Genomic DNA, 22,073 nt, shown 5'->3' with positions numbered 1-22,073 from the left:
CGTGAGCTTGCCCAGTGATCCGCATCGACGCTATCTGGCTCGCCACCATGCCCATGGATATGCGCGCATGAACGGGCACGATCCGCATGCCTGTCTCAAAGATGTGCTGATGCGTCTGCCGACGCACAGGGCCAACGAGATTGAGCAGTTAATGCCGCACGTGTGGAAGTCCTTTTGACCACGTAGTATGTCGGTCGGCGTTCACTCCAAGATCAAATTGGACTAAGGTTTATCCCTATCAGCGTAAGTACCTAAAGGATTAGCGATGACGACTCGTATAGAAATGATGGTCGACCCGGGAGAGGAAGAGCGCTTAGCTATCCTCAGACCTTTGCGGGCTTATAATCTTTCTCATGGGAGTGATCCCAAGCCTGAGACAATCGCGTTGCTAGTCCGCGATGAGCAGACCGACGAAATTATTGGGGGGCTTTATGGTGAGATATTTTATCGCTGGTTATACATAGAGCTACTTGCGATACCCGAGCAAACTAGAGGTCAAGGCGTAGGTTCACGGCTGATCCGCATGGCGGAAGATGTCGCACGCGAAAGAAGCTGCGCTGGAATCTGGCTCGATACTTTTGATTTCCAGGCCCCATCCTTCTATGAGCGACATGGTTTCACTGAGTTTGGGCGTCTCAATGATGTCCCTCCAGAACCTAAGCGCTTTTTTCTACAGAAGCGCTTAGGTTGAGGGCAGTCCCTGCAAGGCCAGCCAGAATCACCAGGCCACCAGCGAGCATCAGCGGCGCGGTGGTGAAATCCGCCCCGGTATTACACAGGCCAGCGAAGCTCGACTCCTGTCCTGCAACATGCGCCCATTCAGGTGCTTGCGTTAACCCGCGATCTTTATTGCAAGCTCAGCGACGTGTTGACCCTGGAAACGCGCAATATCCAGTTCATTTTGTGACGGTTGCCGTTTACCGTCAGCGCCTGCCAGGGTGGTCGCGCCATAGGGCGTACCGCCGGTGATCTCGCTCATGTTGGTCAGCCCTGCGCAGGTGTAAGGCACACCCACGATGATCATCCCCTGATGCAGGAGTGTGCTGTGGAACGACGTAATAGTAGTTTCCTGGCCACCGTGCTGGGTGCCGGTCGACGCAAAGACACTGCCGATTTTCCCGACCAGCGCGCCGCTCATCCACAGTCCGCCGGTCTGGTCGAGAAACGTGCGCATCTGTCCCGCCATATTGCCGAAGCGCGTCGGGGTACCAAAGAGGATGGCATCGTAATTGCCCAGCTCGTCAGGTGTCGCCACCGGTGCCTTCTGGTCAAGTTTGACGCCGATGGCCGCTGCCTGTTCGGCCGGGATGGTTTCAGCGACACGCTTGAGCGTCACGTCTGCGCCGGGTACGGATCGTGCGCCTTCGGCCACTGCGCCAGCCATCGTTTCGAGGTGACCGTACATTGAGTAATAGAGAACCAGTACCTTCGCCATGATTTTCTCCTGGATTACGCCATTCGATTGATTAGGAAGATCTTGGGTTACACCACTGCCAACGAACAGCAGTGGGAGGCGTAGAGCACTTGGTCACGAACAACACGGTGGCTCACACCCACCCGACTGCTGGGACTTTGACGGCATGCGGATTAACACTAGCAGCTCAATATGCTGCCTGCTGGCAGACACAGACGCTTTTATTGCCCCTTCGCTTCGAGATAGAGGAGGAAGGGCGCGCAGCAAGTCCCGCATCTCGCTCAAGCATGGGCATGCGAATGGATGGTCAGGGCATCAGGTACCTTGGTGCGCTCGAGCCCACCACGTTCCAGCCACCGGAGGGTCTGCTCATAGGCGCGCTGCAGCAAAGACTCGGTCTGGTCAAAGTTGAACACCGAGACATCCACGGGGCACAAGGGCGGGACGATGTGCAGGCTGATGAGAGTACGGAAGCGTTCGATGTCGCTCACCAGTTGGCGCATGCTCATCAGATTGACGGTGTGCAGGGCTAAGGCAACCAGGCCTCGGGGCGGTTGTGTCAGGGCGCAACTCACCCCGGTCGGGATGACCACGACGTTGGTGGCTCCCAAGGTTACGGCAGTCGAAATTGGTGTATTGCTTGCCACGCCGCCGTCAACCAGGAACTGATCGGCGATTTGTACGCAGGGGAACACCAATGGGATGGCAGCGCTGGCCAGTAACGCCTGCTCAAGTTCGCCACTGGACAGAACCGTCTCGGCACCACTGAGCAGGTCGGTGGTGACAATGTGTAGGGGCAGCGCCGCCTCCTCAATACGATGAATGGGCAATGCCTGACCCAGCAATCGGTTCAAGGCCGCCGGCTGCAACAGAAAACCACGCCGTTTGATCAGCCCTCTACAGGTATCGAGCCAGGAGAGGGGAAAGATGTCCGTTTTACTCAGCCCGCGCCAGAATCCGGCGAGCGCCTCGACGCCATCGGAATCGGGTCTTGCGGCAAAGTAGGCTCCGTTGATAGCGCCTACCGAAGCGCCAACCACCATGTCGAATCGAACATTGGCCTCGACCAGGGCCCGCAACATACCCACCTGCACCGCACCCAAACTGCCGCCGCCAGCGAATACGATTGCGGTTTTGGTCGCCATGGTCGAAGTCTCGGTGCAGAAATGTATCGAATGAGTGTAGCTGGCGTGTCGACGATGGCGTTCTTGAGGACGCTATCGCCGACACGGCTGCCGTTAGCCGGTAACAATTCCATTTGTGGGACCTGCAAATGGGAAAATCATGCCTTTAAGCAATTTGAGGCAAAAAGCACGATCCGTTTCTGGGACGATGTGGGTAATTTATATATGCACTAAAATTACTCCATGCGGGAACGTTATGCTGCCACTTAATTATTTATGTTGGTTGCCGGATCGTATTTCATTAGAACCCTTGAGCACGCTTGGGCAATCCCATGATTTAAAGTCGGGTACTTGCAAGGTATTACAGCGCTATTATTCCTTACGCTCTGTCGGGATGTCTTCCAGAACACACGCAGAGATGCTTGTGGATACGCTGCGCGCGCTGATTATTGCAAACCCTCATGTGAAAGAAGTCAAAGGGTGCCTGGTGTATGCCAAAACACAAACGCATAACACATTCTTTGATAATCATTGGCTGGAAGATGTTGCCGAAGCGTGCGGGATAGGGCATTGGGAAGTACTCAGCGTCAGCTTGAACCATTGCTCTTCTGCCTTATCGGCGATTCACCTATTAAAAAACAGATTGATTAAGCGCAGCGAGCCAATGCTCCTTCTTACGGGGGAGAAGGCTTTCCACAGTGCTGTTAATCGACTGGATGATAGCGTATTGGCCGAAATACCGGCGGCGATGCTGCTCAATGCGGGGCCTGCCCAGTGGAATGTGAAGCATACAGCCGTAAGGCACATGCCCTCTTTTTATGACAATCACCGGCATGAGTCTGCTGTGCGCCGGCGCGAATTATATGCGTCGCTGGATCAGGACTATCATGATTTTTATCTGTACGCGCTGGATAAATTCAATGTTCCAGCTGAAAGCATCGACGCAATCGTTCCAGGCAATGTGGACCTGCCGATGCTTAAAAGATTCGTCAACAAATTGAATTTCAAAGGCATCCTGTTTACCGAGCATATTGCCGAGTATGGACACGCTTATTGTTCGGACGTTTTATTTAACTTGTCTGCCCTGTTGAAGAATTTCACAGGGAAAAGAATTCTCTGCCTCACCATGGGCATGGGCATTACGCTTTCATGCGTTTTAATTGAAAAAAATGAAAATAGCGAGGTTGTACATGTCAAGTCTTCTGTCGGCGGTTAATGAAGCACTCAGCGATATTATGTCTTCGGCCGTGTCGGTCAGTCTGGAAACGGATTTCAACGAAGACCTGGATTTGGATTCGGTGTTGTTTGTGCAGTTTTTATTGACACTCGAAGAAAAAGTCCCTGGGTTGATGTTTGAGCCTGATCAAATCGATCAGGATGCATTTACCACGGTCGGTAAGTTGATCAGTTGGATTGAGCAGCACGTGCAATTGGAGAACTCATATGCCTGATGGTCCGTTTAACAGAATTTATCAGCTGTTTGCGGGCAACGAGCCCGCAGAAGCCATGCGGCTATTGCGTCTTGAATTGCCCGATCAGACCAGGCGGGTGTTCAGCCAAGGTTATCAACTCATGCCGGGCGGGCGAGAGGTCACGGCCGGCCAATCAACGCAGGCGGACAGGGTGCTTGCCTCTCTTGGCCTGGATCTTCAATACCTGGAAGGGGAGCAGGCGATAGCCGCCGATGACACCTCACTCATGTTCTCCGTCGCCGCCCGTTTGGGGCTGTTGATGCGTATGTTGGACATGAGTTGGACGCATTTGTCCGCACGCCGGAGCTTTGGTGTGAAAACCACCCGGCATCAGCTGATTAAAGCCGAGTTTGCGGATGTGAACAGTCAGTGCAGCCTGTTGGTGTTGCAATGGGAAATGCGCATCGCGGCGCAGGATTTTCAGGACGTTGAAGAAGACCATTGGCAGATCACCCTGCTGACCAACAGAGCGGAAAAATTGATGGGAGGCCATGGCTATCTGCTTGGCGCGACGCACACGCTGGCCTATCTCTCGATGATGATTTATAGCCTGCATGGCAAAACGACGGGGCATTACGCCATGCCACGGCGCGATAGAGTGGGGGAGGTTGTGTGAACACATCACCGGGCTTGGTTCTGTCGCAACGCCAGGGGGCAGGCCGGGATATTGCGGATCTGCTGAAGCTTGCCTGGCCAATGATTGTCGTCGCCGTCGCGGTGTCTTTTTCACAAAACATCCAGACCGCTATTTTGGGACATGGCGCTGAGACAACGTCGATTTACTGGTTGTCGATGATCCAGCCGTTCAGCTTTTTGTTCCTGGCGATTCTCGAATGCCTGGCTATCAGTAACCAGGTATTCAGCGCCAGGTCTTTGAACCTTTGGTCAAAACAGAAGGTGCTGACGGCCACGTCCATTTTATCCGTGCTGGGCGTCCTGGTCGTGGCTTTGCTCAGTGGGACGATCGCACTCTCTTCGCCTTGGCTGGAGAAGCTGCTTCCCGTGTCGGGTGGGAGCTTTTATCAAGAGGCACTTCCCCTCTACTTCCTTTCGGTGTTGCCATTCATTCATCTGGAGATGTGTAACAGCGCCCTGCGAGGGCAGGGCAAGAGCGCATTGAGCATGTTTCTTGTGATTGCCTTTATCGTCCTGAACGCCGGTATTTGCTACACCGGCTACCACGTCTACGGGCTGGGCTTCTATTCCATTATCGTGGCCAATGCCTTGGCGTCGGGCCTGTTGATCCCGGTCGCGACATGGCTGGTATGGCGTGTCGGTCGCCAGGCGCAGGATGACCGACCGCAGGCGTTCATTGCGCGATTGAAAGGCCTGATCCAGCAGGTGGGCTTGCCGATTTTTGCGTCTTTTATCGTGGTCTTTTTCAGTTCGCTGCTGGTGTTTCCATTGATTGGAACGCTGGGTGAACAGTATGTCGCCGCGTTCCTGATCATTACCAAAATCAGGATGTTTATTGTTATTCCCGCCGTGGCCTGCGGCTCTGCCCTGGCGATCTTGATAAACCAGCGTTTGACGATCAGTAGCGGTGAAGGGCTGAAATGGCTCCTGCACCGTGGGTTGATGTTTATTGGTGGGATTTATCTTGTGCTTACCGTCGCGGTCTACTTTAGTGAAAAAACGCTGATCGGCATTCTTTCGGGTGATGGAGCGATCAGGGAAGCCAGTAGCCAGATGATGCTGATTTTATTACCGACGTTCTTCCTCACGGCGTTTGTGGCGTCTTTGCAGGCACTACTCGAGCAACTTGATCAGGCGCGCCGTGTCTTGATTCTGACGGTGATCATAGAAGTATTGATGGTGATCGTTTTATTGGTCGGTTGGGAGCGCTTCTCTAACTTGAATGCGATCATGAGCATCATCATCCTGTTCAGCGCTATTAACTTTTTGGCGTTCGCCAACGAGTACTGGCGGCTCGCGAATAAAATAGGGAGTGAGCATGTTCTTTAGTGTTATCTATCCCCTGTTGCTGATCGTTTCGCTGATCCACCAAAACTACCTTCGCGTGCTGGTGGTGATGCGGCTTCGGCCTACATTGTTAATGAAAGCCAGGGTCAGGCCAACGACTCACTATGTCCGCGTGTGCCGTTTGATAAGGATGTTCGACCTCTATTCGCTGGACATGATGTCCTCCTATCTTTCAGCGCTGTATGCATTGCATCTGTTTGAAAAGACCCGACCGTTACCCTATAAGCCCGCGGAGATGAAGCTGCTCAGCCAGTGCCGGCAGGAAAATTTCACCTGGCGGCACACTTTCGGAAAGATGTTTATTTACCCTCAACCAGAGCAGCAAACAGAGAAAGTATTGCTGCTGCATGGCTGGGATGGGCGAAGCATCATGCTCAGGCACCTCGCCCAGCGTTTGCAGGCGAAGGGATACACCGTCTTTGCACCAGACTTGCCGGCGCATGGAGTGTCCCCGGGTAAGGGCGTCTCTTTTTACGATCTTTCCAAGGCTGTCATCGATATCGAGCGACAATACGGTCCGTTTTCAGTGGTTATCGGGCACTCGTCCGGCGGGTTGGTAGGCTGCATGGCCGCATTGCAAGGGCTGCTCTTCAAGAGAATGATCTTGATCAGCAGTCCTTGCAGCTTCGGTGAGGTGCTGGATAATTATGTTCTGAGTCATAAACTACCCAGGCATATTGCAACGTCGATGAAAAAGCTCTATCAGCTACGTTATGGCGTGCACCCTGACAAAATCGGGCCCGAATTAATCGCAAAAATTAAACAGCCAGTACTGATATTGCATGACAAGGGGGACGTAAGTATCGATATGGAAGAGGCCATGGTACTTAACCATGTTCTGGGCAAAAGCAAACTGATTGTAACCGAAGGCAAGGGGCACAATGGTGCATTGCGCGATGCCACTGTGTTCAACCGTATTTCTGCTTTTCTGGACCCTACAGCGCAGGAAGATTATTTCGCTATTGTTGATCCCGCATTGCGCTTGCGCGCCACCATTAATATAGGTATCAAGCGCTCAAAGCGTTAGTTTTAAGTTCGCTGATCGCGGGTGCCAACCAAGATAACTGAGTGCCACCTCTGCATTTTCCTGCCTTCCCCTCAAGTCCTCGCCACTCTTCTTCAGCCGAGTTTGACTATCGCCTCCACTGTCGCTTCTGCTTTTTCCCGGTAATAGGGGCTGCAGCTGCACAGTGCCGCTGATTTTTTCGTGCCTTATCGATTGTACGAGTGACCTGAGGTTCGTGCGTAATCAGCTGGTTTTTATTGATTATAATGAGTTGATGTTGTTGAGCAGCATGTTGCGTGAGAAACCATTTCTTTGCATGCCAAAGATAAAATCATACTCGGAAGATTCTTTCTTTGCTTTCTGCCTGGTCGACTTCATTACGTATTGTTTGAATTTTAGCGGTGTTTCATTATAGGTTTTACTGAAGCTTCGAGAGAAATGCGGCAGGGAGGAAAAACCGCAGGCGTAGCTGATATCGGTTAATGACCATTCCGGAGCCAGATGAATAAACTCCTTTGCCAGCGCCAGCCGGACTCTCCACATCCACTTTATCGGTGTGACGTCGTAAAACAGGTTGAACATTCGACAAATATCAAACCGGGTTTTGCCACAGATTCTTTCCAGGTCATCCAAGGTGATCTCCTCTGAGATATTCTCTACGATGTAGTTTATCACTGTGACAATGCACAGCGCTTTTTCTGTATGTGCATGTTTGCTATAGATCTCAAAATGACGCTTATACAAGTCGTCCATTATTTTTTGTGTAAAGAGGGTCTTTTCAGCATTCGAGATTTTAAGATCCCACATACAGACTCCGTTCTGCAGCGTTTATGGCAAAAATTTTTTATTGTTGGGATAGGCTTTTGACTCACCCACGAACAGGCAATTGCTATGCCAGATTTTTAGCGATTCCAAGTACTTGTTTATTAAGTGTTTTTTAGGCGCTTCTCGATTTAGGGAAAGTGGAATCCCATTTTCGAACAGTTTTTTTGCGAGTCGTTATTTTACGTCCCATTATTGGGATTGCTGATTTTCGTATGGTTTGCCCATAGAAATCAGCCAATAATAAGTGCACGTTTTACTGTCGTTCCGAAAATGAGACGTCCCGCCACTGACATCAAGTCGTCCACGTGCCACCTTTATTTTTTTTGCTTAAATATCATAGCGTTACATGATTTTTTTATTTTGGCACGGAATGTGCTTTGAGTTATTCCAGTTGTTCACACTGGTATTAATATGGATATCTCGATCCCGCAGCCGGGAAATAAACGCGTACTGAAAAAGCACAGTAAGGCCATTGCGAGTGGCGTCTTTTTGCTGGTGCTGTTGCTGATTATCTATAACTATCGGTTCTCGCCTTACCAGATTGCTCGTAGCAGCGTGACGGTTGCCGAGGTCAAGTACGGTGATTTCGCCGTTGAGGTACGGGGCAATGGAGTACTTTTACCTTTGGACATCAACTGGGTCGCGGCGAACGTTGACGCTCGGGTGGAGGAAGTCATTTATAAGGCCGGGATGAAAGTCAGCAAAGGAGAGTTACTGGTTGTCATGAGTAACCCAACGCTGGAGCAGCGACTTCAGGAGAGCCAGCTGGAACTTAACGCACGCCGAGCAGAAACCGAGGCCAAAAACGCCGAGCTGCAAAATAAAATTCTCAATCAAGAGGCGTTAATGATGGATGCGAAGAGTCGATTACTTGCATCTACACTGCGTCTTGCTGCCCAGAAAAAATACATTTTGGCTGTGCCAAGGCTGGAATATGAAACCACACGCATTCTGACTGAACAGTACACTCAGCAGGTCGGTTTTGAAGAACGACGGTTAAGGACGCTTAAGCTCAGCGTCCAGGCGGATATAAAGGCGAACTTTATGCGCCTTAATAAATTGGAGTCTCTGGTTGCTTTGAATCAGCAGGAGGTTGATTCGCTCAAGGTCAAATCGCCGATAGATGGCATTTTGCAGGATGTGAAAGTCCAGGTCGGACAACGGGTAACGGTAGGCAGTGATATTGCTCGCCTTGCCAAAGAGAAAGAGCTGTATGCCGAGCTCAAAGTGCCCGAGTTGCAGTCGCGCGATCTCGCGGTCGGGCAGGCAGTCACGATCAACACGGGCCGGAGCCGGTTCACGGGTGTGTTATCGAGGGTTGATCCCGCGGTTACCAACGGTACGGTCAAGGTGGATGTAACGTTCAATCAGCCGCTGCCACAAGAGGCACGTCCTGATCTGAGTGTCGATGGATTGATCGCGGTGACGAAAATCAATAATTCGTTGTATGTCGAGCGCCCGCCATTCGCGCAGAATAACCTGCCCTCTATGCTCTACCGGCTGGATGAAAAAGATCGTTCAGCGACCAAAATGAAAGTGGATTTCGGGCAGGGTTCTGCTGACTACATTCAGATCACCAGCGGGCTTAAAGCTGGCGACAAAATAATTCTCAGTGACAGCACCGCCTGGCAGGGTGCCGATCAGATTGAAATTGCCAACTGATGCAGCTCGCGCCGGCTACCGGAACAACGCCCTGGAGACAGTAAAGATGGAACCTTTAGTAGAACTGACTGACGTAAACAAAATTTTCCTGACCGATGAAATCGAAACCCATGCGCTCAGCAAGATCACGCTCACTATTTCCAAGGGCGAGTACGTGGCCATATCGGGGCCCTCGGGCTGTGGGAAATCCACTCTGCTCTCAGTCCTGGGGTTGCTGGATACGGCTTCGAGCGGCACTTATCAGTTGGCGGGTCACAATGTCGACAATATTTCCAAGAAGCAGCGTGCGCAGGTGCGTAATCGGGACATCGGCTTCATCTTTCAGTCGTTCAACCTCATCAGTGATCTGACGATCGAAGAAAATGTCGCGCTGCCACTGACCTACCGCAGTGATATTTCCAAATCGGAACGTCAACAGCGGGTCGCCGAGGCTTTGGCCAAGGTCAATATGTCCCACCGTAGCCGTCACTATCCTTCACAACTCTCCGGCGGTCAGCAGCAGCGCGTCGCGGTGGCTCGGGCCATCGTGGGTAATCCGTCCATCCTTCTGGCGGACGAACCCACCGGTAACCTGGATTCGCACAACGCAGAAGCAGTATTGAATATCCTCGATAAGTTGCATCAGGAAGGTGCCACGATTTGCATCGTGACCCACGATCCTCGTTCGGCTGAGCGTGCACAGCGCAGTATTGTCCTGTCTGACGGAAAGGTCGTCGGCGATGGGGAACACGCGCGACAACTGACCCTGGTGAAGGAAGCATAAGATGCTTTTTGATATTCGCTATGCCTTGCGTTTACTCCTGAAAAGCCCCGGCTTCACTTTTGTTACCGTGTTGATCATGTCCTGTGGACTGGCACTGACCCTGTATATGTTTTCGGTGATCAACACCATCATGTTCACTCCGCTTCCTTATCCGGACGGAAAAAGCATGGTGCTGGTCAATCCGACCGTGAATGGCGTCAGCCTGAGTGATTCCGGGCTGAACTTCATGGACTACAGCGATATAAAGGCGCGCTCTACCCAGTTTGAGGATATGGGCTATTTCTACGCCGAGCGCGCGGATATCAGTGATGGCAGCAAGGCTGTTTCCTATATGGCCATCAGAAACACCTCGGAACTGTTCTCTTATGCAGCTGTTCAGCCATTTCGAGGGCGTGTGCTGAATCAAGAGGACGTTCAGTCAGGGGCTGAGCCTGTCGCGGTGATCAGCTATGCCATGTGGCAAAACTACTTCGCTTCCGATGAGCAACTCATTGGCCGCGATATCAGGATCAACGGCATACACACCCGCATCGTCGGCATCATGCCGCAAAATTTTGCCTTCCCGTTCTTCCATGACCTGTGGCTGCCTTCTCAGCTTGAACCCTCGCAGTACCTGGAGCGTAAGGGCGCTCCGGAAGTGTCGGTGTATGCGCGTTTGAAGCCCGGTGTGACCCTTGCGGATGCCAACCGCGACCTCAATAGAGTGATGCAGTCACTGGCGCTGGAGTACCCGGAAAGTAATAAAGGCCTTTCCGCTCAGGTATTGACGTTCCAGGAAAACTTTATGGGTGAGGAGACCACGCCAATCTTTATCGTCATGCTGTTTGCCGTCAGTTTTGTGCTGCTACTGGCTTGCTGCAATGTCGGAAATTTATTGCTGGCAAGAACGACTGAGCGTTCCAAAGAGATCGCGATCCGGGTCGCGCTGGGATCTCCCGCAGGCCGCCTGGTCATGCAAATGATGCTGGAAAGCTTATTTATCTGCTTTCTGTCCGGTGTCGTGGCGATCCTGCTGGCTGCATGGGGGCTGGAGATAACCAATACGATACTGCCTGGTTTCGTACCCAATAAAATCCCTTTCTGGTGGCAGCTGTCACTCGATAATGTGTTGGTCCTCAACGCCCTTGTCCTGGTGATCATCACGGCTGTGCTCACCAGTGCATTGCCGGCCTGGAAAATCGTCCATGGCAATTTCAATGATGTGCTGCGTGATGGCACCCGTGGTGCGCAGAGCCGCGGCGCAGGTCGGGTTTCGCGGATCCTGGTTATCTTTGAAGTGGGGCTTTCCTGCTCAATTCTGTGTATCAGTGCGCTGTTCGCATTATTGGTCTACCAGGCGACCCGCGCTGATTACGGTGTCGACACCAGTAACTACCTGACCGCGCAAATCCACCTCAACGCTAACAATTACCCTGATGATGCAAGCCGTATCCTGTTTTACCAACGCCTGCAGGACGCTGCCGCTGCGATTCCCGGAGTTGAAAGCGCAGCATTGACCACCAGTGCCGTGGGCCAGTTCACCGTGCCGCGCCAGGTGGATGTAGACTCGTCGACCAACAACAGGAACGAGCGCTGGTCTTACCCGATGGTCAATGATGTGCAGGTCATGCCGGGTAGCCTGTCGGCGATGGGTATTACCCCCATGGCGGGCAGGGAGTTCACCCACGGCGATACTCAGGACTCACAGCAGGTGGTCGTCGTCAGCCAGTCCTTTGCCGAACAGTTCTGGCCGGGAGAGCGTGATGTGATTGGCAAGCGCCTGCGTTTTCGCGATACCGATGACCAACGCTGGTACAACGTAGCAGGCGTGGTGCCCAGCGTTATTCATGGGCGGCCTTTCAGCGCATTCCGCCACCGCGCCACGGTGTACCGCTCTCTGGAGCAGCAACCCGCGTCCTCATTGATGCTGGTGCTGCGATCCCCGCATCCTGAAACGGTCGGGCCCGCCCTGATCAATGCGGTCCGTCAGGTGGACAGCAATCTCTCCGTCAATCAGATCCAGACGTTGAATGAACGCTTGGCCCGTAATACAGCCGGCTTGCATTTCATTGCCAATCTTTTCATGTTGTTCGGCCTGGTGGCGATGATATTGGCTGCAACGGGTATTTATGCGGTGATGTGCAACTTGATTAATCAGCGTACCCAGGAAATTGGCTTACGGATGGCCATGGGAGCCACTGAAAGTAATTTGTTACGTATGCTTATGATCCAGGGCGGCAAGCAGTTATTGATCGGCCTTATCATCGGCTTGCCTCTGGCATTCTTTGTTGCTCCCAAACTGACGCGCGTTCTGGGTAACGGAAACACTCCTTTTGTGCTCCTGTTCTGGATGGTAGCGCTGATGATTACGCTGGTTGTGGCGCTGGCGGTCTGGCTTCCTTCCCGACGGGCAACCAATATGTCGCCCGCCGACGCAATTCGTTATGAATAAACGACCGCCGTGCTCCCCGGGCACGGCGCTCTAAGCTGGATGCTTAAATGAACGATAAAAAACACATCCTCGTGATAGACGATGACGCGGGAATCCTGACCAGCCTCGATATCTTATTGCGCATGCAAGGGTACGACGTGACCCTGGAAACCCAGGCCGATCGCCTGCTTGCACATTTGTCCGCCAAACCTGTCGATCTGGTATTGATGGACATGAACTTTCAGAAAGACACCACGTCCGGCATGGAAGGGTTGCAGTTGCTGGCCGAGATGAAGAAGTTCGATGATTGCTTGCCGGCTGTCGCGATGACGGGGTGGGGAAGTGTCGACCTCATTGTCAACGCCATGCGTGGGGGGGCGGCCGATTTTATTCAAAAGCCTTGGGATAACGAGCGTTTGCTGAACATTGTTCAGCAGCAGATTGCCATGAGTCAGGCGCGTCGCTCAGGCAATTGCCTGCGCGAAGAAAACAAGCTGCTCAAACTGGCGCTCGAAGATGATATGGACAGCGAATGGGTTGTCCGTTCACCGGCGATGAAACGCCTGATCAGCCTGGTGGAAAAGGTGGCGGTGACTGATACCAGCGTTCTGATCCTGGGAGAAAATGGCACCGGTAAAAGCCTGCTCGCGCGTTATATCCACCAGATTTCCTCGCGCTCCGAACACAGTATCGTCGAAGTGAATATGGGGTGTATCAACGAGCAGCTATTTGAAAGCGAGATGTTTGGCCACGTAAAAGGTGCCTTTACCGACGCGCGGGAGAACCGTATCGGCCGCTTTGAATTGGCGGACAAGGGGACGCTGTTCCTCGATGAAATCGGTAACTTGCCCCTGACACAGCAAGTGAAACTGTTACGGGTGCTGGAAGAGCGGCAGTTTGAGCGCGTCGGATCTTCGCGTACCCAGACCACTCAATGCAGGATCATCGCCGCCACCAATTCCGACCTGGACAAGGCCGTGGCAGAAGGGCGGTTCCGTCAGGACCTGCTGTACCGCATGAACCTGATTCAAATCCAGCTGCCGCCGCTTCGCGAACGGCTGGAAGATATCGAGCCGCTGACTGAGCGCTTCCTCAAACGTTTTGCGCGTAAATACAACAAACCCGTGCCGGTATTATTGCCGCAGGCACGCCAGGGGCTGCTGGATTATTCATGGCCTGGGAATATCCGGGAGCTTAGCCACCTGTTGGAGCGCGCCGTGTTGCTGTGTCGCGCCAATGTGATTGATCCGGAAGACCTCTGCCTGCCGTTTTCGGTGTCATCCCAGGGCGAAGTGCGTCCGGTCAACGAATTGTCTTTAGGATTGACCGACGCGTGCACCCTGGCCGAAGCCGAAGAAACCTTACTGTTACAGCGCCTGCGTCAGTATGACGGCAATGCGGTCAAGGCCGCGGAATCGCTGGGGCTCAGCCGCAGCGCTTTTTATCGCCGGCTGGATAAACTAAAGATCTGCCATGAGTAAATTTTTTCATTCTTTTGAACTACGTCACCTGCTGCTGTGCAGCCTGGCGCCGATAGGCGCAATTATTGCCTACCTGCTGCTTTGGGTTTTTCCGCACCAGTCCATTTACCTTAAGTTTTTCACCCTGTTTGTGCTGTGTGTAACGATGGTTTATTTCTGCTATCACTTTTTTCAGCAGTTGATTTACAAAATCAACGTCATATCCAATTTGCTGGAAGCGGTAGAGCAGGAAGATTTCAGCCTGCGTGGGGTAACCAACGGGGCGGGGGCTTTCGAGGGCGTCATTGAGCAAATCAATGACATTTCCAGCCAGTTGTCGCGCCACCGCCAACAGCAGCGGGAGATGGATTTCCTGCTGCAAAAAGTGATCTCCAACATCACGGTTGCCATCTATGCCCTGGACGGCAGTCATCGGCTGATCTGGTGCAATAACGCAGCCTCGCGCATGTTGGGCACCTCATTGGATAAGTTGATTGGCGATACAGCCAGCGCCTGGCAACTGGATAAACTTTTGCACAATGCCAACACGGAGCACCCCGTCGTGTCCGATCATGAAGGGCGACCGGGCCGGTACAAAGTGACCAGTGACACCTACATGGTGGATGGTGTCCAGAATGTGCTGTTGTTCGTCAGTGATGTGGACGAAATGTTGCGTCAGGAAGAGCAGAAAGCCTGGCAAGATTTGTTGCGTGTGATAAGCCACGAAATCAACAACTCCCTCAGCCCCATCGCCTCCATCAGTCAAATGCTGCAACAACACTACCGGCACCATTCTGACAACCTGCCCCCCGGTTTTACCGAGGGCATCGATCTGATTAACCGGCGTGCACTAGAGCTGATCGCGTTTATCAGCAGCTACCGGCAGTTGAGCAAACTGGCGCCGGCGCTGAAGGAACGCGTGGATTTGACTGCCCTGGTGGCTGAGCTGCCGCTGCTGTTCTCTCACCGTGTGATTACCCTGAACGGGCCGCGTCCGTTGATGGCCAGCCTCGACCGGGTACAGATCCATCAGTTGTTGATCAACCTGATCAAGAATGCCGATGAGTCGATGGGCAGCAGCAGCGACAGTATCGATATCGAGTGGGCAGAGGAGAAGGGGCGCTTGCTGATCACCATCCTTGATCGGGGAGTGGGGCTGACTAATCCGAAGAATCTGTTCGTGCCTTTCTATACCACCAAACCCAATGGCACCGGCATCGGCCTTATCCTGTGCCGGCAAATTGCCGAAAGCCACGGCGGTTACTTGTCTCTGGAAAATCGCCATGAGCAGACCGGTTGCAAAGTCACCATCAATTTACCGCTGCAATCCCCTGCCTGAGTTGATCGAAGGCAGGGGTGTCTGCCTGCTGCAGCACTTTAACGATGCGCTGCCGGAAATGACGGTTCGCCAACGTGCGCAACGTTGGTTGCATCAGGTGCTGGCGGCCTACTTGGCGATCCCGGTTGATCAAGTGCGTATCGCCAGAACCTCTGCCGGTAAACCTTGGCTGCCGGAGTACACCTGGCTGCGCTTCAACTTGAGCCACAGCGCTCATTCGGCCGCCATCGCCCTGTGCCGGGAGTATGAGGTCGGGGTTGATCTGGAACAAATCAGCGGAAAGGTTGCGGTAAAAAAAGCCATAGCCCAGCGCTTTTTCCACGCGGATGAGCAACGCTGGCTGGCGCTTGACGAAGCCAACTACCTCACTCGCTTTACGCAGCTCTGGAGTATGAAGGAAGCCTGGCTGAAGGCCCGGGGTACGGGGCTGACTCAACCGCTTGGCAGTTTTTGCGTCATTCCACAGGCGGGCGCGAGCGGGGTGGCGCAAGTCATGGTCGCCCCCCCGGTCAGTATTGGGCAGATTCATTATTGCCAAGTGCAAGGGGAGGGGCGTTTTTGTCTGGCTTATGGTGCGATCCTTGGCTCGCAGCAACCGTCAGTTCAATGGCAGCTAAGTTACCATCAAACTGAGAGTCGCCTGTTCACCCCTGCCGTTTACGAACAATCAGAAGTTGAAATTTCGCTGGCGAAAGAGCCCGTGGCGCCAGTATCGACCTGAGCCGATGGGCTGACAGACATCCGTGCGCCGGCAGACAGGCTGCCGTTGATCCGGGGAATGTGGCACAGGGATGACTCTGCTCCCATGCTCATGCGCACATTCGCCACATCCGCAGTGAAGGGCAGCGGTTTTTTGTTAAAAGTGCCGCCCATTGACAGGTCAAGCACCAGCTCACCCGTCTTGCCCTCGATCTGGATATCTGTACCCATGCTGCCGGCAACCGCCAGTCTGGATTGATCGACGGCACACGCAGGTGCCGCGATTTTTACCCCTGCCTTTCCTGTCAGCCCCGTCAGTGGCGCGCTGGTATACAGCGTGATATCCAGCGAACGGGAGACGAAGCGATCATTTTCCGCTGCCTCATTCACGAGCAATAATGCTTTATTGTTTGTCGTCACCTGGAGCTTGTTCAGCGTATCGGCAGAGCCTGAGACCACCATTGATGACGTTGCAGCGCATTTGATCGACAGGTTGATGCCCTGCCGGACTTCGACGCTGCTGAAGGCGGTCAGCGGAAAGGTTTTTTCTGCGGCCAGTGCAGCGTAACTGGTCGTGCCGGCCAGCAGCGCAAGCATCAGCTTCATCGTGTTCCTGTTGTTCATACAACCTCCTTTTTTCACAGTAATGTCGCGAGTGTACGTAGCGTTGCTTCTACACTGTCCTGCGGCATGCCAAAGTCTACCAGCCCCGCCACTTCATCGATGCCCTCACGCTTGAGCTGTTTCAGCTGCTCGAGGCACTCTGCGGCGGAGCCAAACAAACCGTAGTGGTTGAGGTACTTTTCCACTCCCCATTTGAGTGCGTAGGCCTGCTTTTTATCAGTGCTCTCCTGATCAAGCGCAGAAGGTTCATTGAGGTTGTCAGAGAGCTGCATAAACGCGCGCAAGTAACCCGTGAGGGCCGGTCGCAGACGTGGCAACAGCGCTTCCCGATCCTCTCCGGCCTGGGTATGCATCATCAGCGTGACCTTGCCGGCCGCAGGATCCAGCCCGGCATCCTGGCGTGCAAGGCGATAGCTGGCGCAGTTTTCCTGCAGCTGTTCACGGGTTTGTGCAATCAGGTGCGTCAGCACATTCAGGCCGCGTTTTCCCGCCTCGCTGAATAACAAGGGATTGCTCCCCGTCGTGACCCAAACCGGAATGGCGGCTTGATAGGCGGGCGGCCAGGTTTGCAACGTGACCGGTTCCGGATGTCCCGGCAGGGACAGTTCGTGACGCGTCACGGACTCGCCGCGCCACAGCGACTGAATCTGCTCCAAAGAGGAGAAGAGGACCTCATGACGCTGACGGTAGTTTTGCGCCTTGAGCACAAAATCATTACGTTGCCAGCCCGCAGAAAACGCTACGCCGACCCGGCCGCGAGAGAGGTTATCCACCAGCGCCCACTCTTCAGCAACGCGCAGCGGATCATGCAAGGGGAGCACCACGCTGCCTGCACGGATCGCGATACGCTGTGTACTGGCGGCCAGCGCGGCGCTGACGACGGAGGGATTAGGAAACATCCCACCAAAAGTGTGGAAGTGTCGTTCAGGCGTCCAGATAGCATGAAAGTTGAGCTCATCCGCCAGCCTGGCGGTGCTCAGCAACTGTTCATACTTTTCTGCAAAGCTGTCGCGGGCCACGTCCGAAAAACAAAACACGCTGAGTTGCGGGATGGCATCTCCCGCCAGGTTAGGCGATGCATTCATGCGCAGTGACCCTGTCCACGGATTCGATGGTGAAACAGATAGCGCCTCTGGGCATCACATTCAGCCCATAAAGCGGCGTGAGCGCGGCGGGCGGGGTCGATGGTGCCAGGGCGAAGTGGCAATGGCTGCACAGTGTTTCAATGGCCGTAGTGAGTTGGTCCAGTGCGAGCGCCATGCCTACGCAGTTGCGTTTACCCACGCTGAAGGGCACAAAGTGCTCCCGTGCAATTTTCCGGCCTTCAAGAAAACGTTCTGGCCTGAAACTCAGGGGCTCGGACCAATAAGCCGCATTGCGATGGACCAGCCAGGGTGAAAACAGCACTTTGGTTCCGGCCGGCACGCTGACGCCGTCAATCTCCAGCGGGGCCAGGGTGCCGCGCTCGAAAAACGCCGTGACCGGGGTCATGCGCAGCGATTCCTTGACGATGGCGCTGGCCATGTCGCGCGTCCCGTGGCGGGCCTCTTCACGCACCTGGTTCTGGTAATGCGGGTGTTGTGACAGGTGGGTCAGGCACCACAGCAGCGCGATACCGGTGTTATCCACGCTGGCGACCAAATTGCCCAGCAACATGCTGATCGCCCGTTCCCGTTCCTGCGGATTGGCCTTGATATCGAGCGCCTGGCAAAAGCGTTGCAGCATGTCGACGTTCCCGCCGCCGTCGCCAGTAATCAACGGCCCGATCATTGCCTCAAGTTCCTCGCGAAACGCGGTCAGGGCCGGGTGTTGGCATAACGCGGCATAATCCGCGGTCGGCTCATCGACAATCAGTTGCAGGTAGATCCGGCGAAAGTGATTGATCAGGCTATCCAGCTGCAGAGGACTGAGCGTGGAGCCGACGAACCCTTGCGCGACGCACATCAGCGCCCATTGCAGGCAGATCTCCTGCATGGAATCTTTCTCCGGGTCCTGGAGAGTGTCCACCAGCCACTGAGCGGAGTGTTGGGTGCCTTGTTTGAGCAACGCTGATTTGGGATTGACCAGCGGTGCAGTCAGCTTTCTGGCCAGGTGCCATTCATCACCTTCCCTTGCCGTGATCAGCGACTGGCCCAGCAGTACCCGCCTGGCTGAATGACCATTGTCGAGTTCCTTGTGAAAGCTGCTTTCGTTCTCAAGGAAAAAACGGATATGTCGAGCGCCCGCCAGCAGCAGCACTTCATCCTTTTCCTCACCGATCCAGACCTTGTCCCCGTGCTGGCGAACGGCACTTTCAGCAATTTTCAGAAAGCCCAGCTGCGCAAACTTGGCTGCGGTCGGCTTGACGACCGCAATAGCATTGGAGTTATTGAGCATCGACTGCCTCCGGTAAGGCGTCTGAGGTAATGGCGGCGCAACCTACCCAGCCGCCCAGGCCCACCGACAGCAGCAGGGCGGGGCGGCCAGTATCCTGAGGGGCGTAGCGGTCGAGCAGTAACAGAGGGTCCGCGGTATAACAGTGCCCGCATTGGCTCAGCAGGTCGGTGGCGACCGATCGGTCGCGGTTTTCTGGATGGCGTAGCCAGGTTTGCCAACTGAGGCGGTTGATATTGTGCGGCAGCAGCCAGGCACGCTTGCGCACGTCTTCGGGATAGGACGACAGGGCATGCTCGACCAGATGGTTGTGGGACTGATAGAAGCGTTTGGTGTCCTCGCGAGTACCGTCCAGGCCTTGCCAGAATCCGGGGTGATAAAAGCACTGGATGCCCGACACCCTGCGTTGACCGCCACCTGGTTTGAGCAGGGCGGCCACGAAGCCGTCGGCAATCATTGTGCAGCCCGGGATATAGCGCTCAGCCAGGTCAAAGTCGGCGAGCGTGTCGCCCGCCAGCAGCGCCACGCAGCGGTGCTTGCCGCTTGCTAGCAACCGTTCGGCCAGCCGCAACCCCCAGAACAGGGTGGCGCAGTTTTGCTGGTTGAGGGTCAGCAGCGGTGCATCCGCGGCGATAAAGTTTGACCGCTGCCGCAGGGATGGCAGGTTGACGCTTTGGCGCAAGGAGGGAGAGGGCAAGCCCTGGATCATGATGACCGCATCAATCTTCTCCCCTTCATCCAGGCTGTCACCCAGTTGCTGCAGCAAGTCATGAAAACAGCCTTCGGCGCTTTCTTCATTCGCCAGGGTCGATGCCTCCCGCATGCCGAACAGTTGGCCAAATGTTCGGGCTTCTGACGGATTGCCGCCGCGATGCGCGACAACCTCGTCGAGGGACACGCGGGCAGATGGAATATAAGTGGCCAGAGAAGCAATGTTCATCGTGGACCCTCTTCGGCTGCGAACCCGCACAGGCTGATCCCGTTATCATTTTCGCTGATCAGCAGATAGTCACGTTGCGGCTCCCAGAAGGTGCGCAGCGCAACGAAAGGGGCCGCGCACAGCAACTTCGGGTTGACGGCAAACGAGCGGGCACCGGCATGCGCGGCCTCCAGTAGCCGGGCAGGGCCGATCAGGGTCAGGCGCTCCCTGGTCAACCCCAACTGCTCAACGGCGTGCGAAAGGTACTCGCTGGACCATTGCGCAAGGCGCGCGCGCCTGAAACCCCGGTAGCGCAAGCCGCGTTGCTGCTTGTTGAACAGGCAAACGCAGGCATTGTTTTCCGGTTGCAGGGCCTCCATCAGCGGCGAGAAATACATCAGGTTTTTCTGCTCGGCAATCAGCAAAAGTCCGTCCTCGTCTTTGCCGGCCAGGCAATCATTGAGGCCGTCCAGCGCATACAGACCTGCGTCCGGTCCGCGATCGCTGATCGCCAATGCCAGGCAGGCGGAAAGTCCCAATTGATGGATGGCGGCATTCACCACCGAACTGCCCATGTGCAGGTCTGGCGTCCAATGCGCCATCAGCACGGTTTTCACCCGCGCAGGCTGGATGATGGTGGCCAGCCGCGGCAACAGCACGGCGATCATGTCGCTGAAGGAGGCGCGCTCCGTGCTGGTGACCCACGCCAGCGCCCGATCGTCCTGCGGGCTGAGCGTCTCACCGTTGGCTCGAAAGAAATGCTGCGTATAAGAACGCCAGTGCGGGATATGGGGGTCCGACTCGGGCATGGCCGGATCAGTATGGTGAAACGACTGGAACACGATATCGGCAGGATCGAGGCAGAGTGTCACAGGCTGGTCCCTTGGGTTGCGGGCGGACGGAAGCTATTGAGCAGGTGGATGTTGCTGGTGCCCTCCATGTACTCGAACGCGAAGCTGTCGCGATAGCGCTTGCGCAGCAAGCGATCTTCCAGCCAGTCGTCGTGGTTGAGCCAATGGGGCAGGTGGCATGCGGCTTCCTCGACCAGGCGGGTGGCATTACGCTTGAGCTGGCTGGTGAGGGCATGCTGATGCTGGCCGTTGCTGTAGCCTTCTGCCACGGTCAGCATTTGTTGGTAGATCACATGATATTTTCGCCACAGCCGCGCGACCGAGCGCCGTGCCATGATCGGCAAGGGACGGGTGTCGAGGGCGGTAAGCAGGCCAAATGTGGTGCCCAGCGCCATGGCTGCCACCATTGGCCGATGACGCTCGAATACCAGGCTCAAGGAATTGAGCCCCTGCAGGAGTTCGCGGCGCTCGTGCCCCAGGATGTCGTCTTCCTGGACGCGATAATCCTTGAACGTCAAGCGCGTTAAACCGGCACCCGCCAAACCGACGGTGCCCAGTGGCTCACGCAACAAGGCAGGCTCGGCTTCATCAGGAAACACCATGACCAATCGCTGGCTTTGTTGATAGCGCGCAAACACAAGGCCGGCGCTTGCCAGCATGGCGCCCCCGATCAGCTTTTTGGTGCCGTTGAGCCGCCAGCCCTGTTCACTGTGCGTGAGCTCAGTAGAGATAGCCCCGGCATCTGAACCTATTTCGGGCTCCGTGACGGCAAAGAATGTCCAGGCCGGGCGTTCGGCAAAGCAGGCAAAAAAACGCGTCTGCTGCTGTTCATTGCCCAGGGTAAGGATGGCCCGCGTACTGAGGGATGCACCCGGCAACAGCATCATGACGCTGGCGTCCGTTCGGCTCAGGTACTCGATGATTTGCAAGTGCCGGGGATAGCTGACATTGGAAAATGCCGGCGTTTCCCAGGGGTTGAACCGTGAAGGTATGCCGATACAGGCGAGGCTTCTGAGCTCCGGGTCATCCAGACAGGCGATCGCCAGTTGGAGGTTGTTTTCCTCGAGCTGTCCGGCGGCAAGAAATCGCTCTGACAGCGCGTAAAGTTGTGGGTAGCGGCGGGTGATATCGCTCATAGGTGGTTGCGTT

General features: G+C 54.7%; 22 protein-coding genes and 1 pseudogene. 13 read left to right on the top strand and 10 right to left on the bottom strand.

What is annotated here, in order from left to right; all coding sequences use genetic code 11:
- Positions 1-61: 61 nt before the first annotated feature.
- A pseudogene (locus ACZ9BB_RS09750) lies at positions 62-178 on the top strand (transposase domain-containing protein); the annotation flags it as partial.
- An 87-nt stretch (positions 179-265) separates the two neighbouring features.
- A complete protein-coding gene (locus ACZ9BB_RS09745; protein WP_476213583.1) occupies positions 266-691 on the top strand; it encodes a GNAT family N-acetyltransferase in 426 nt (141 codons plus the stop codon).
- A gap of 141 nt (positions 692-832) precedes the next feature.
- Here the strand turns inward: ACZ9BB_RS09745 and wrbA are convergent, their stop codons facing one another.
- Positions 833-1,435, bottom strand: a complete 603-nt coding sequence (gene wrbA / locus ACZ9BB_RS09740; protein WP_476213582.1) for an NAD(P)H:quinone oxidoreductase — start codon at positions 1,433-1,435, stop codon at positions 833-835.
- A gap of 260 nt (positions 1,436-1,695) precedes the next feature.
- A complete protein-coding gene (locus ACZ9BB_RS09735; protein ID WP_476213581.1) occupies positions 1,696-2,559 on the bottom strand; it encodes a patatin-like phospholipase family protein in 864 nt (287 codons plus the stop codon).
- Between the two features lie 235 nt (positions 2,560-2,794).
- Between ACZ9BB_RS09735 and ACZ9BB_RS09730 the strand changes: the two genes are divergently transcribed.
- From ACZ9BB_RS09730 to ACZ9BB_RS09710, 5 genes are read left to right on the top strand one after another with little or no spacing between them, the layout of a single operon-like run.
- Positions 2,795-3,754, top strand: a complete 960-nt coding sequence (locus ACZ9BB_RS09730) for a 3-oxoacyl-[acyl-carrier-protein] synthase III C-terminal domain-containing protein (RefSeq protein ID WP_476213580.1) — start codon at positions 2,795-2,797, stop codon at positions 3,752-3,754.
- A complete protein-coding gene (locus ACZ9BB_RS09725) occupies positions 3,729-3,989 on the top strand; it encodes an acyl carrier protein (protein WP_052963254.1) in 261 nt (86 codons plus the stop codon). Before ACZ9BB_RS09730 ends, ACZ9BB_RS09725 begins: the two co-directional genes overlap by 26 nt.
- On the top strand, positions 3,982-4,626 hold the full coding sequence (locus ACZ9BB_RS09720; RefSeq protein WP_476213579.1) for a hypothetical protein: 645 nt from the start codon (positions 3,982-3,984) through the stop codon (positions 4,624-4,626). The genes ACZ9BB_RS09725 and ACZ9BB_RS09720 overlap by 8 nt, the downstream gene beginning before the upstream one ends.
- Complete coding sequence (locus tag ACZ9BB_RS09715; protein ID WP_476213578.1) at positions 4,623-5,975, top strand: MATE family efflux transporter; 1,353 nt, start codon at positions 4,623-4,625, stop codon at positions 5,973-5,975. Before ACZ9BB_RS09720 ends, ACZ9BB_RS09715 begins: the two co-directional genes overlap by 4 nt.
- Positions 5,965-7,020, top strand: a complete 1,056-nt coding sequence (locus ACZ9BB_RS09710) for an alpha/beta fold hydrolase (protein ID WP_476213577.1) — start codon at positions 5,965-5,967, stop codon at positions 7,018-7,020. The genes ACZ9BB_RS09715 and ACZ9BB_RS09710 overlap by 11 nt, the downstream gene beginning before the upstream one ends.
- A gap of 240 nt (positions 7,021-7,260) precedes the next feature.
- On the opposite strand, the gene ACZ9BB_RS09705 is transcribed toward ACZ9BB_RS09710, so the two are convergent.
- Positions 7,261-7,806, bottom strand: a complete 546-nt coding sequence (locus ACZ9BB_RS09705; RefSeq protein ID WP_476213576.1) for a helix-turn-helix transcriptional regulator — start codon at positions 7,804-7,806, stop codon at positions 7,261-7,263.
- Between the two features lie 429 nt (positions 7,807-8,235).
- Here ACZ9BB_RS09705 and ACZ9BB_RS09700 point away from each other — a divergent pair, with 429 nt between their 5' ends.
- The 4 genes from ACZ9BB_RS09700 to ACZ9BB_RS09685 are packed head-to-tail and all read left to right on the top strand — an operon-like array spanning position 8,236 to position 14,140.
- Positions 8,236-9,486, top strand: coding sequence for an efflux RND transporter periplasmic adaptor subunit (locus tag ACZ9BB_RS09700; protein WP_476213575.1), 1,251 nt, complete (start codon positions 8,236-8,238; stop codon positions 9,484-9,486).
- Complete coding sequence (locus ACZ9BB_RS09695) at positions 9,470-10,249, top strand: ABC transporter ATP-binding protein (protein WP_476213574.1); 780 nt, start codon at positions 9,470-9,472, stop codon at positions 10,247-10,249. The genes ACZ9BB_RS09700 and ACZ9BB_RS09695 overlap by 17 nt, the downstream gene beginning before the upstream one ends.
- Before the next feature lies 1 nt (position 10,250).
- The gene (locus tag ACZ9BB_RS09690; RefSeq protein WP_476213573.1) at positions 10,251-12,680 is read left to right on the top strand and encodes an ABC transporter permease; all 2,430 of its coding nucleotides are present in this window, start codon (positions 10,251-10,253) and stop codon (positions 12,678-12,680) included.
- A 47-nt stretch (positions 12,681-12,727) separates the two neighbouring features.
- A complete protein-coding gene (locus ACZ9BB_RS09685) occupies positions 12,728-14,140 on the top strand; it encodes a sigma-54-dependent transcriptional regulator (protein WP_476213572.1) in 1,413 nt (470 codons plus the stop codon).
- Between the two features lie 19 nt (positions 14,141-14,159).
- Here ACZ9BB_RS09685 and ACZ9BB_RS09680 read toward each other — a convergent pair whose 3' ends face one another.
- Positions 14,160-14,501 carry a hypothetical protein gene (locus tag ACZ9BB_RS09680; protein WP_476213571.1) on the bottom strand — a complete coding sequence of 114 codons (342 nt, stop codon included), beginning with the start codon at positions 14,499-14,501 and terminating at the stop codon, positions 14,160-14,162.
- On the opposite strand from ACZ9BB_RS09680, the gene ACZ9BB_RS09675 reads away from it, so the two are divergent.
- A complete protein-coding gene (locus ACZ9BB_RS09675) occupies positions 14,484-15,458 on the top strand; it encodes a sensor histidine kinase (RefSeq protein ID WP_476213570.1) in 975 nt (324 codons plus the stop codon). The two genes, ACZ9BB_RS09680 and ACZ9BB_RS09675, sit on opposite strands and share 18 nt — an antisense overlap.
- A complete protein-coding gene (locus tag ACZ9BB_RS09670) occupies positions 15,403-16,179 on the top strand; it encodes a 4'-phosphopantetheinyl transferase family protein (RefSeq protein WP_476213569.1) in 777 nt (258 codons plus the stop codon). The genes ACZ9BB_RS09675 and ACZ9BB_RS09670 overlap by 56 nt, the downstream gene beginning before the upstream one ends.
- Here the strand turns inward: ACZ9BB_RS09670 and ACZ9BB_RS09665 are convergent.
- From ACZ9BB_RS09665 to ACZ9BB_RS09640, 6 genes are read right to left on the bottom strand one after another with little or no spacing between them, the layout of a single operon-like run.
- Positions 16,116-16,781 (bottom strand): GIN domain-containing protein, encoded by a 666-nt coding sequence (locus tag ACZ9BB_RS09665; RefSeq protein WP_476213568.1) that lies wholly within the window; start codon positions 16,779-16,781, stop codon positions 16,116-16,118. The two genes, ACZ9BB_RS09670 and ACZ9BB_RS09665, sit on opposite strands and share 64 nt — an antisense overlap.
- Before the next feature lie 14 nt (positions 16,782-16,795).
- Positions 16,796-17,866, bottom strand: coding sequence for a MupA/Atu3671 family FMN-dependent luciferase-like monooxygenase (locus tag ACZ9BB_RS09660; protein ID WP_476213567.1), 1,071 nt, complete (start codon positions 17,864-17,866; stop codon positions 16,796-16,798).
- Complete coding sequence (locus ACZ9BB_RS09655; RefSeq protein WP_476213566.1) at positions 17,850-19,157, bottom strand: cytochrome P450; 1,308 nt, start codon at positions 19,155-19,157, stop codon at positions 17,850-17,852. Before ACZ9BB_RS09655 ends, ACZ9BB_RS09660 begins: the two co-directional genes overlap by 17 nt.
- The gene (locus ACZ9BB_RS09650) at positions 19,147-20,094 is read right to left on the bottom strand and encodes a beta-ketoacyl-[acyl-carrier-protein] synthase family protein (protein WP_476213565.1); all 948 of its coding nucleotides are present in this window, start codon (positions 20,092-20,094) and stop codon (positions 19,147-19,149) included. The genes ACZ9BB_RS09655 and ACZ9BB_RS09650 overlap by 11 nt, the downstream gene beginning before the upstream one ends.
- On the bottom strand, positions 20,091-20,945 hold the full coding sequence (locus ACZ9BB_RS09645) for a hypothetical protein (protein ID WP_476213564.1): 855 nt from the start codon (positions 20,943-20,945) through the stop codon (positions 20,091-20,093). The genes ACZ9BB_RS09650 and ACZ9BB_RS09645 overlap by 4 nt, the downstream gene beginning before the upstream one ends.
- A complete protein-coding gene (locus tag ACZ9BB_RS09640) occupies positions 20,942-22,060 on the bottom strand; it encodes an acyl-CoA dehydrogenase family protein (RefSeq protein WP_476213563.1) in 1,119 nt (372 codons plus the stop codon). The genes ACZ9BB_RS09645 and ACZ9BB_RS09640 overlap by 4 nt, the downstream gene beginning before the upstream one ends.
- Positions 22,061-22,073: the final 13 nt, after the last annotated feature.

The sequence above is a fragment of the Pseudomonas sp. TE3552 genome, assembly GCF_056278945.1.
The sequence above is the reverse complement of the archived record's forward strand: the minus strand, read 5'-3'. Positions and strand labels throughout refer to the sequence as shown.